Annotated in this window: 11 protein-coding genes and 1 tRNA gene; 9 read left to right on the plus strand and 3 right to left on the minus strand. The window is 73.6% G+C overall.

Features of this window, described 5'->3' with window-relative positions; translation table 11 throughout:
- Positions 1-40: 40 nt before the first annotated feature.
- The 7 genes from VE546_RS23495 (at position 41) to VE546_RS23525 (ending at position 7,182) form a co-directional block, all read left to right on the plus strand.
- Positions 41-523, plus strand: a complete 483-nt coding sequence (locus VE546_RS23495; RefSeq protein WP_031508181.1) for a CarD family transcriptional regulator — start codon at positions 41-43, stop codon at positions 521-523.
- A 425-nt stretch (positions 524-948) separates the two neighbouring features.
- Entirely contained in the window at positions 949-1,752 is an 804-nt protein-coding gene (gene ispD / locus VE546_RS23500; protein ID WP_414720557.1) for a 2-C-methyl-D-erythritol 4-phosphate cytidylyltransferase, read from the plus strand.
- On the plus strand, positions 1,742-2,260 hold the full coding sequence (gene ispF, locus VE546_RS23505; protein ID WP_324925596.1) for a 2-C-methyl-D-erythritol 2,4-cyclodiphosphate synthase: 519 nt from the start codon (positions 1,742-1,744) through the stop codon (positions 2,258-2,260). The genes ispD and ispF overlap by 11 nt, the downstream gene beginning before the upstream one ends.
- Positions 2,261-2,359: 99 nt before the next feature.
- Complete coding sequence (locus VE546_RS23510) at positions 2,360-2,773, plus strand: PPOX class F420-dependent oxidoreductase (RefSeq protein ID WP_324925598.1); 414 nt, start codon at positions 2,360-2,362, stop codon at positions 2,771-2,773.
- A 75-nt stretch (positions 2,774-2,848) separates the two neighbouring features.
- Complete coding sequence (gene cysS / locus VE546_RS23515) at positions 2,849-4,258, plus strand: cysteine--tRNA ligase (RefSeq protein WP_324925600.1); 1,410 nt, start codon at positions 2,849-2,851, stop codon at positions 4,256-4,258.
- A 61-nt stretch (positions 4,259-4,319) separates the two neighbouring features.
- Positions 4,320-5,276 (plus strand): 23S rRNA (guanosine(2251)-2'-O)-methyltransferase RlmB, encoded by a 957-nt coding sequence (gene rlmB / locus VE546_RS23520; protein WP_324925602.1) that lies wholly within the window; start codon positions 4,320-4,322, stop codon positions 5,274-5,276.
- A 163-nt stretch (positions 5,277-5,439) separates the two neighbouring features.
- Positions 5,440-7,182 (plus strand): DoxX family protein, encoded by a 1,743-nt coding sequence (locus tag VE546_RS23525; RefSeq protein ID WP_324925604.1) that lies wholly within the window; start codon positions 5,440-5,442, stop codon positions 7,180-7,182.
- A 42-nt stretch (positions 7,183-7,224) separates the two neighbouring features.
- Here VE546_RS23525 and VE546_RS23530 read toward each other — a convergent pair whose 3' ends face one another.
- The 3 genes from VE546_RS23530 to VE546_RS23540 all read right to left on the minus strand — a co-directional run bounded on the left by VE546_RS23530 (position 7,225) and on the right by VE546_RS23540 (position 9,916).
- Entirely contained in the window at positions 7,225-7,980 is a 756-nt protein-coding gene (locus tag VE546_RS23530; protein WP_324925606.1) for a nucleotidyltransferase family protein, read from the minus strand.
- Between the two features lie 105 nt (positions 7,981-8,085).
- A complete protein-coding gene (locus tag VE546_RS23535) occupies positions 8,086-8,502 on the minus strand; it encodes a hypothetical protein (protein WP_324925608.1) in 417 nt (138 codons plus the stop codon).
- A 295-nt stretch (positions 8,503-8,797) separates the two neighbouring features.
- Positions 8,798-9,916: a sn-glycerol-3-phosphate ABC transporter ATP-binding protein UgpC gene (locus tag VE546_RS23540; protein WP_324925610.1), complete on the minus strand. Its 1,119-nt coding sequence runs from the start codon at positions 9,914-9,916 to the stop codon at positions 8,798-8,800.
- Positions 9,917-10,121: 205 nt separating this feature from the next.
- On the opposite strand from VE546_RS23540, the gene VE546_RS23545 reads away from it, so the two are divergent.
- Positions 10,122-10,197, plus strand: a tRNA-Thr gene (locus VE546_RS23545).
- 222 nt (positions 10,198-10,419) lie between these two features.
- The coding region (locus VE546_RS23550; RefSeq protein ID WP_324925612.1) for a hypothetical protein at positions 10,420-10,629 on the plus strand (210 nt) is incomplete at its 3' end.

Consider the following 10,629-nt stretch of genomic DNA (forward strand, 5'->3'; position numbering starts at 1 on the left):
CCGTGTTACCCTGGATAGCCACGGAAGGGGTACCTGTCACATGACGTTCAAGGTTGGCGACACCGTGGTCTATCCCCATCACGGGGCCGCGCTGATCGAGGCCATCGAAACTCGCCAGATCAAAGGCGTGGACAAGACCTACTTGGTTCTGAAGGTCGCCCAGGGCGACCTGGAGGTGCGCGTACCGGCGGAAAACGCGGAGCTCGTCGGCGTGCGCGACGTGGTCGGCCAGGACGGCCTCGACCGGGTCTTCGAGGTGCTCCGCGCGCCTTATGCCGAGGAGCCGACCAACTGGTCCCGGCGGTACAAGGCGAATCTGGAGAAGCTCGCTTCCGGTGATGTGATCAAGGTGGCCGAGGTCGTGCGCGACCTGTGGCGCCGGGAGCGCGAGCGCGGACTCTCCGCAGGTGAGAAGCGAATGCTCGCCAAGGCCCGCCAGATCCTGGTGAGCGAGCTGGCCCTTGCGGAGAACACCAACGAGGACAAGGCGGAGGCGCTGCTCGACGAGGTCCTGGCGTCCTGAACCGGCTCTGCTTCCCGAACCGGCAGAGCGCCTGGAACCGATCGGGCCGTCCGCAACCGGCCCGTGTGACGGTGGGTGTCCGACAACCGTCGCCACCCGTCAGTGAAGCCATTCTGTGAAGCGAACGTGAACAGTGCCGCAGTGCCCGAGTGATGACGCCAGTGTCCGTCGCCGGGCGCTGCGGCATGTTCGGAGAAACGAAGAAACCGGAAACCGGGAGCCGCTGTCCCGCGTCGTCCACGCCGCCTGACGAGGAACCGTTTGACGAGGGAACCGCCTGACGGCCGGGCCGCCTCACCACGAGGTGCCGGGCCCGGGCGGTTGCTCGACCGGTCGTCACGGAAGGGGCCGATCGGGGCGTCGCGCCCGGCACGCTGAGTGCCATACCCACCTCCGCCGAGGACACAAACCTGAACGAGCAGTCAATGCCAGATGAATCGATGTCCGCCGAAACGGCGGAATCAGGGCCCTCACGGGCGGTCGGCCGCACCGCCGTCGTCATCCCCGCCGCGGGCCGCGGCGTACGGCTCGGCCGCGGCGCCCCCAAGGCGCTGCGGCCCCTGGGCGGCACCCCGATGCTCGTCCACGCCGTACGGGCGGTGGCCCGTGCCCGGACGGTCTCCCTCGTGGTCGTCGTGGCACCGCCGGACGGCGCCGCGACCGTCCGCACGCTCCTCGACGAGCACCCGCTGCCCGACTCCGCCGGGGCCACCGACGTGCTGGTCGTCCCCGGCGGCGAGACCCGGCAGGAGTCGGTCGCCCGGGGACTGACCGCGCTGCCCGACGACGTCGACGTGGTCCTCGTCCACGACGCCGCCCGCCCGCTGGTCCCCGTGGAGACCGTGGAGGATGTGGTGGCCGCCGTACGGGGCGGGGCTCCCGCCGTCGTCCCCGCGCTGCCCGTCACGGACACCGTCAAGCAGGTCGGGCCCCCCGCCCCCGGCGCCCTTCCCGGCGCCCCCGAACCGGTGGTGGCCACCCCCGAACGGGCCCTGCTGCGCGCCGTGCAGACCCCGCAGGGCTTCGACCGGGCCACGCTCGTCAAGGCGCACGAGCACACCCCCAGCGAGGGCGAGGGCGCCACCGACGACGCCGGACTGGTGGAGCGCATGGGCGTCCCCGTGGTGCTGGTGCCCGGCCACGAGGAGGCGTTCAAGGTCACCCGCCCGCTGGACCTCGTGCTCGCCGAGGCCGTGCTCGCCCGCAGGAGGGCCACCGATGGCTTCTGAACCGCAGCAGGCCGAACCGCGGCAGGCGCCCCCGCTGCCCCTGGTCGGGATCGGCACGGACGTCCACGCCTTCGAGGAGGGGCGCGAACTGTGGTGCGCCGGCCTGCTCTGGGAGGGCGAGGCGTACGGCCTGGCCGGGCACTCCGACGGCGACGTCGCCGCGCACGCCGCCTGCGACGCGCTGTTCTCCGCCGCCGGTCTGGGGGACCTCGGCGCCCACTTCGGCACCGGCCGCCCCGAGTGGTCCGGCGCCTCGGGCGTCACGCTGCTCGCCGAGGCGGCCCGGATCGTACGGGCGGCGGGCTTCGAGATCGGCAACGTGGCGATCCAGGTGATCGGCGTACGGCCCAAGATCGGCAAGCGGCGCGAGGAGGCGCAGAAGGCGCTCTCGGCCGCGGCCGGCGCGCCCGTGTCCGTCTCCGGCACCACCACCGACGGGCTGGGCCTGACCGGCCGGGGCGAGGGCCTGGCCGCCGTGGCGACGGCCCTGGTCGTCCGCCGCGCCTGATGCCCGCCGCGCCTGAGCGGATGCCGGCCGGGGGGTGGGTACGGTGCCGGAAGGACACCCGCACCACCGCCACCCCCTACGCGAACCGAGGAGTCCTCCGTGGCAGTTCCCCTGTCGGACCAGCTCAGGCAGCTCATCGACCGGCCCGTCTACGTCACCGTGGCCACCCTCCAGCCCGACGGCAGCCCCCAGGCCTCGCCGGTGTGGGTCACGCGGGACGGCGACGACGTGCTGATCTCCACCACCGTGGACCGGCGCAAGGCGAAGAACATCGAGCGCGACCCGCGCGTCTCGGTCGTCGTCGTGGACCCCGAGACGCCGTACAACTACGCCGAGATCCGCGGCACCGCCACCCTGACCACCGAGGGCGGCCCGGAGCTGATCGACGAGCTGTCGCTGAAGTACACCGGCAAGCCCTACGCCGAGTTCAACCCCGCCTCCGCGCAGGACGCCCAGCGCGTCGTCGTCCGCGTCACCCCCCAGAGGGTCACCGGCACGCTCGGCGCCGCCTGACGGCCGCCCGCCGGTTCCGGGCCCCGCGCCGACCGTCGGCGCGGGGCCGCTTGCGTTTCCGACTACCCTTGACCCGTGACTCTTCGCCTGTACGACACCAGCGCCCGGAAGATCCGTGACTTCACCCCGCTGACACCGGGCTGTGTCTCGATCTACCTGTGCGGCGCCACCGTGCAGGCACCCCCGCACATCGGCCACATCCGGTCGGGGCTGAACTTCGACATCATGCGCCGCTGGTTCGCCCACCGCGGCTACGAGGTGACGTTCGTCCGCAACGTCACGGACATCGACGACAAGATCATCGCCAAGTCCGCCGAGCAGGGCCGCCCCTGGTGGGCGATCGGGTACGCCAACGAGCGCGCCTTCGGCGACGCCTACGCCGCGCTCGGCTGCCTGCCGCCCACCTACGAGCCGCGCGCCACCGGCCACGTCCCCGAGATGGTCGAGATGATGCGCGCGCTGATCGACGCGGGCCACGCCTACGCCGCCGACGGCAACGTCTACTTCGACGTGCGGTCCTTCCCCGGCTACCTCCAGCTCTCCAACCAGGACCTGGACGACCTGCGCCAGCCCTCCGGCGAGGGCGAGACCGGCAAGCGCGACCCGCGCGACTTCGCCCTGTGGAAGGCCGCCAAGCCCGGCGAGCCGAGCTGGGACACCCCCTGGGGCCCCGGCCGGCCCGGCTGGCACCTGGAGTGCTCGGCGATGGCCCACAAGTACCTGGGCCGCGCCTTCGACATCCACGGCGGCGGCATCGACCTGGTCTTCCCGCACCACGAGAACGAGATCGCGCAGTCCAAGGCGTACGGCGACGAGTTCGCCCGCTACTGGGTGCACAACGCCTGGGTGACGATGAGCGGCGAGAAGATGTCCAAGTCGCTGGGCAACTCGGTGCTCGTCGGCGAGATGGTCAAGCAGTGGCGGCCCATCGTGCTCCGCTACTACCTGGGCACCCCCCACTACCGCTCGACCATCGAGTACAGCGAGGAGGCGCTGCGCGAGGCCGAGGCCGCGTTCGGCCGGATCGAGGGCTTCGTCCAGCGCGCCGTGGAGCGGGCCGGGGCCGTGGAGCCCGCCGCCGACGTGCCGGAGGAGTTCGCGGCGGCGATGGACGACGACTTCGGCGTCCCGCAGGCGCTCGCCGTCGTCCACACCACCGTCCGGCAGGGCAACGCGGCCCTGGCCGACGGCGACAAGGACGCGGTGGCCGGCGCGCTGGCCGACGTGCGGGCGATGCTCGGCGTGCTGGGCCTCGACCCGCTCTCCGAGCAGTGGGCGGACGGCGGCGACGGACGCGGCGAGGAGCTGACCGGCGTCGTGGACGCCCTGGTCGGCCTGGTCCTGGAGCAGCGCCAGGCGGCGCGGGCCCGCAAGGACTACGCCACCGCGGACGCCATCCGCGACCAGCTCCAGCGGTCCGGCCTGGTCATCGAGGACACCCCGTCCGGACCGCGCTGGGAGCTGGGCCGGCGGGACGCCCGCTGAGCCCCTCCCGCACCCCGACACGAACCCACCGAGCAGCGACAAGAAGAGATGAGTGATCCCGATGGCCGGGAACAGCCAGCGCCGTAACCGCCGCACGTCCAGCAAGAAGGGCGCACAGGTCGGCAGCGGCGGCAAGCGGCGCCGCGGCCTGGAGGGCAAGGGCCCGACGCCGCCCGCCGAGATGCGCAAGGGCCATGTGAAGAACCGCCTGGCCAACGCCAAGGCCCGGCAGGCCGCCCGCCGCCCCGCGGCCCGGCGCGGCGGCGGCAAGGGCAGCGCGGAGCTGGTCGTCGGCCGCAACCCGGTGGTCGAGGCGCTGCGCGAGGGCGTGCCGGCGAACGCGCTGTACGTGCAGCAGTTCATCGACAACGACGAGCGCGTGCGCGAGGCCCTCCAGCTCGCCGCCGACCGCGGCGGCATCCACCTGATGGAGGCCCCGCGCCCCGAGCTGGACCGGATGACGAACGGGCTCAACCACCAGGGCCTGGTCCTCCAGATCCCGCCGTACGAGTACGCGCACCCCGAGGACCTGTCCGCCGCCGCGTACGACGCGGGCGAGGACCCGCTGATCGTCGCGCTCGACGGCGTCACCGACCCGCGCAACCTGGGCGCGGTGGTCCGCTCGGTCGCCGCCTTCGGCGGGCACGGCGTGGTCGTCCCCGAGCGCCGCGCGGCCGGCATGACCGCGGGCGCCTGGAAGACCTCCGCGGGCACGGCCGCCCGCACCCCGGTGGCACGGGCGACGAACCTCACCCGCGCGCTGGAGGCGTACCAGAAGGAGGGGCTGTTCGTGATCGGCCTGGCGGCCGACGGCGAGGTCGAACTCCAGGACGTGGCCGCCCTGGACGGCCCGCTGGTGATCGTGGTGGGCAGCGAGGGCAAGGGCCTGTCCCGGCTGGTCGGCGAGACCTGCGACCTGCGGGTGCGCATTCCGATGCCGGGCGGCGCGGAGTCCCTCAACGCGGGCGTCGCCGCCGGTGTGGCCCTCTACGAGGCCGCCCGCCGGCGCCGTTCGTAACCCCCGCGCTCAGGTCCCGCGCCCGGCCCCGGGGCTCGGGAACGGGACCGGGCGCCGTCCGCGCGGCCCCCGGGAGGGCCCGGCGGGCCGCTGTGGATCTTGACGGGCCCCCGACAGATCGGGGCGGTCAAGGCAGTGTCCTATGCGTCCGTCACTCGGTTAGATGAGTGTGGACACCAGAACACCCCGCACCACGGAGCCGTCGGGCCGCCGCCCCGGGGAGGCCACGGGGGGACGAGCGCGCGGATTCTTCGACGACGAGCCGGTGCTGAGCACGGTCAAGGTGCCGAGCGACCCGGCCCAGGTCGTCGTCAACCACGCGAGCTTCAGGGTGCAGCTCGCCTCGCCGCCGCCCCGCAGCCGCGCCCTCACCGGAGCCGACGGGCTGTCCGCGGTACGCGGCGCCGTCCCCGTCGCCAGACGCCGGTCCGGGCGCCGCGCCCCCGTGGTGTGGAGCGGCCGGACCGCGCCGGGCGACGCGCGGGCCACCCGCCTGCTCCAGGCCGTCCGCCACGCCAACCCCGGGTACCTCGGCGACGCGGGGGACCTCGGGGACGAGACGGGCAACGCCGCCACCCAGGTGCTGCCGCGCGTGCTGCCCGGCACCGCCCCGGGCCCGGCCGGCGACCGGCCCACCAGGGCCGTCCCCGCCGTCGGCACCGTCCTCGACGACGGCAGGCCCACGATCATCAGCCCCCGCGCGCCCCAGCCGCCCGAGCGCCCGCTGCTGGCGGGCGTCCGGCCGGCCGAGGGTGCGTACGACGTTCCGGAGGACGAGCCCTACGAGCCGTACGAGCCCTACGGGGCGTACGGTCCGGACGACGGGGACGACGGCGGCGTCGGCGAGGGGACGCACCGCCACCACGAGCCCGTGCGCCACGGCTACTACCCCGGCCGCCGCATGAACCTCGGCGTCGTCCTGCTGCCGCTGCGGATCTTCCTCGGCTTCATCTCCGTCTACGCCGGGATGGGCAAGCTGTGCGACCCGGTCTACTTCGACGGCGGCGAGCGCGGCTCGCTGGTGGGCTGGCTGCGCTCGCTGCGGCCGTGGGCCGTGGCCGAGCCGCTGCGCGACTTCGCGATCGCCCACCCCGTCGGCGCCGGGCTGTCCGTCGCCTTCCTCCAGATCGTCGTCGGCGTGCTGACCGTCATGGGCCTGTGGCAACGGGTCGCGGCCGGGGTCGGGGCGCTGCTGTCGGCGGCCCTGATCGTGACGGTGAGCTGGCGCACGGTCCCGGTGTACGACGCCCCGGACATCATCTACCTGGCGGCCTGGAGTCCCCTGGTCATCGCGGGCGCGCCGTACTACTCGCTGGACGCGCGCCTGGCGGGCGAGGCCTGGCGGAAGCTCGGCCCGCGCGTGGAGGCGTGGGAGCTGCGGCGGCGCGTGCTGCGCCGCGGCACGGTCGTCGCCACGCTCGTGCTCGGCCTGACGCTCCTGGTCGGCGCGGTGCTGGGCAGCGCGGTGCGCTCCGCGCGGGTCGCCACCGTGCCCGAGCCGGGCGAGCCGCTGACCAACAACCAGCCGGGCTCCCCCCTGCCCCGGAAGTCCGAGGAGCGCCCGAGCCCGTCCACCTCGGGCACGGACACCGGGAGGCCGAGCGCGGCGACCTCGGCGGTGCCCGGCCCGTCCACCCCCTCGGCGGGGGCCGCCGCCACCCCGGGCACGGGCGGCACCGGCGGCGGCAGCGGCGAGCCGGGCACGCCGAGCCAGCGGCAGACCGTCCAGGCGCCGAGCCGGCCCGACCTCCCGGCCGCGCCCGAGCCCGGCACCCCGTCGGTCCCCGACGGCACCGGGGGCACCGGCGAGGCGGGCACGGGCGGCGGCACCGGCGGAGGGGAGGAGAGCGGCGACGGCACCGGCGGTGGCGACGGCGACGGAGCGCTGGGCGGCCTGCTGGGCTGACGCCCTCGCGGCCCTCGCAGCCTCTTGCGGCCCCTTGCGGCCTTACGGCCGGGCCGTCCGGGAGCGGACGTGGTCCGCGAGTTCCCGGGCGGCCTCGCTGAGGTCCTTGGCGGTGTCGATGGCCCGCCAGTACGCGCCCTGCGGGATCGGGAAGCCCGCCAGGGCGCGTTCCCGCGCCAGGCGCGGGAAGGTGGTCCGCTCGTGGTCGCCGCGGTCGGGCAGCAGCGAGGTGAAGGAGGCGGAGAAGACGTAGACGCCCGCGTTGATCAGATACGGCGAGGGCGGGGCCTCGACGAAGTCCAGGACGTGGCCGAACTCGTTGGTCTCCACGGCCCCCCAGGGGATGCGCGGGCGGGCCAGCGCGAGGGTGGCGGTGGCGTCGCGCTCGGCGTGGAACTCGGCCATCTCGCGCAGCGAGAAACGCGTCCAGATGTCGCCGTTGGTGGCGTACCAGGGCTCGTCGGGCCGGGGGAGGGAGGCGGCGGCGTACTTCAGTCCGCCGCCCCGGCCGAGCGGCTCCTTCTCGACGACGGTCGTCACCCGCAGCGGCAGTTCGGCGCTCTCCAGCCACTCCTGGAGCACTTCGGCGAGGTGGCCGCAGGAGATCACGACGTCGGTGACGCCCTCGGCGGCCAGCCAGGCGAGCTGGTGGCCGATGATCGGGGTCCCGGTGCCGGGGATCTCGACCATCGGCTTGGGCCGGTCGTCGGTGTACGGACGCAGCCGTGATCCCTGGCCACCGGCCAGGACCACGGCCTGGGTCGGGTACGCGTGCGCGAACTGGGCATCGAGAGTCATGCGGTGACGATATGCGGCACCGCGTCCGCGCCCGCCCGGTACCCGGGAATCCCCGGGGCGCTCGGCATCGCCGAGCGGCGCCCGGGGCGCGGGAGGCGTACGGCGTCAGCGGGCCTCGGCGACTCCCGCGGCGAAGGAGGTGTCGCACACCGGCCGGGAGTACGCGTGGGCGCGGTGTGCGGCACCGTACTTCTCCACCGCGGCCCGGCCCAGGGCCCGCGCGATGGAGGTGCAGTGCCTCGCCAGGGACGGCCGGCGGTTGACCTCCTCCTGGAGGCTCGTCAGCGCGGCGCCCGGGTCCTTCTGCTGGAGCTCGGCGACGAGCCGGTCGCGCACCACCTCGTGCGGGGCGCGGGGCTTGCCGCGGGGCGCCGTCCGCTCCGCGGAGGCGGTGAGGACCTGGCTCCCGGACGACGAGGTCGCCCAGGGGACGCGGGTGACGGCGAGCGTCCCGGACAGGACCAGGACGACCGGGAGGACGAGGGCAAGGGTTCTGCCGATGTGGCGCGCTACCGGGTTCACTGCTGGGGCCTTCCTCGCGAGGACGGTTTCGGGGAGCCCGCTGAGGGGCGGTTGCGATGGTAGCGAGGAGTAGTGATTTGGCGACATTTGGTCACCCTCCCGGGTGACGAAACGCCCGATGATGCCCAAGCGGGTGTTGACGGACGGCCGTCCACCGCGGCTCCGGCCCCTTCCCGGCCCCCCATCCCGGGCCGCGGAAACGCCAAGGGCCCGTACCCCCGCGCATCGCGGGAGTACGGGCCCCGGCGGTCGTTCCCGGCCTCCACGGGCCGACGTGACCCGGCCGTCCGGGCGCTCAGTCGCTCAGGCGCTCACCGGTGGAGGTGGAGAACACGTGGGTCTCGCCGGCACGCGGCACCACGTGGATCTGGGCGCCCTTCTCCGGGATGTCGCGCCCGCTGACGCGGACGACCAGCTCCTTGGCCTCGCCGCCGACCTCGGCGGTGCCGTAGACGTAGCCGTCGGCGCCCAGCTCCTCGACGACGTTGACGGTCACGGCCAGACCGGCGGGCTGGTCCTTGGACAGGCCCGAGCCCTCACCGCTGACGACGTCCAGGTGCTCGGGGCGGATGCCCACGGTGACGGTCTTGTCGCCCTTGCCGGCGGCCTCGGCGATGGCGTCGCGCTCGACCGGGACCACGCTGTTGCCGAACTTCACGCCGCCGTCGGTGATCGGCACCTCGACCAGGTTCATCGCCGGGGAGCCGATGAAGCCCGCGACGAAGAGGTTGGCCGGCTTGTCGTACATGTGGCGCGGCGAGTCGATCTGCTGGAGCACGCCGTCCTTGAGCACGGCCACCCGGTCGCCCATGGTCATGGCCTCGACCTGGTCGTGGGTGACGTACACGGTGGTGATGCCCAGGCGGCGCTGGAGGCTGGCGATCTGGGTGCGGGTCTGGACGCGGAGCTTGGCGTCGAGGTTCGACAGCGGCTCGTCCATGAGGAACACCTGCGGCTCGCGGACGATCGCGCGGCCCATCGCCACGCGCTGCCGCTGACCGCCGGAGAGCGCCTTGGGCTTGCGGTCCAGGTACGGCACCAGGTCCAGGATCTTCGCGGCGTCCTCGACCTTCGCCCGGATCTGGTCCTTCGGCACGCCCGCGATCTTCAGCGCGAAGCCCATGTTCTGGGCGACGGTCATGTGCGGGTACAGCGCGTAGTTCTGGAACACCATCGCGATGTCCCGGTCCTTGGGCGGCAGGTGGGTGACGTCACGGTCACCGATGCGGATGGCGCCGCCGTTGACGTCCTCCAGACCCGCGAGCATCCGCAGGGAGGTGGACTTGCCGCAGCCGGAGGGTCCGACGAGGACGAGGAACTCGCCGTCCTCGATCTGGATGTCGAGCTGGTCGACGGCGGGCTTGTCGCTGCCCGGATAGATCCGGGTCGCCTTGTCGTAGGTGACCGTAGCCATTGTCCTGTTGTCTCCTTCACCGGCAGGAACGTGCCGGACGATCCGAGTAAAGGGCGCGCCCACAGGGGTGAACCCGCGTGAACGTGCGCTGACGGTAACCCGGAGGGGTACCCGTTGTCAGCAGTTCGTGTCCGGTTCGTCTCCGGGAAAAGTCCGGGGGCCCACCGCCGGGGAGTGGGTAGACTGCGTACGCGCGACAGCGCACGCCGCCTTAGCTCAGCTGGTAGAGCGCCGCTCTTGTAAAGCGAAGGTCGTCGGTTCGAACCCGACAGGCGGCTCCACCTCCAGAACAGCGTGAACGCCCCGGACCGGCACCGGTCCGGGGCGTTCTGACGTCCACGGGTGACATCAGCGAGGACGGGGATCGTCGGGCGTCGCCGGCCGGTGCCGGTGCGTCCGGTCTGTCTGATGTGCGGATGTGCTCCCGGCGAGGCGTTCGGGTGCCTACGATCGCAGTTGCGGCGCGTAGTCGCCGCATCACAGTGATCGTCACGGGGGCGGGTGTGACAGAGCGTCTTGTGGTGGAGGTGGCCGACGACGGCCGGGTGACGGTCCTGGAATGGCCGGCCGGGGAGGCTTTGCCCAGCCCGGTGGGAGGGCCGGCGGAGCCGGCGTGGCCGTTGGACGAGGCGGCGCTGGAGGACCTGCGCTGGTACCTGGAGGAGTATCTGCGGGCGCCGTTCGGGGTCTACGGCGAGCGCGGTCCGCGGGTG

Source organism: Streptomyces sp. (genome assembly GCF_035644915.1).
Classification (GTDB): domain Bacteria; phylum Actinomycetota; class Actinomycetes; order Streptomycetales; family Streptomycetaceae; genus Streptomyces.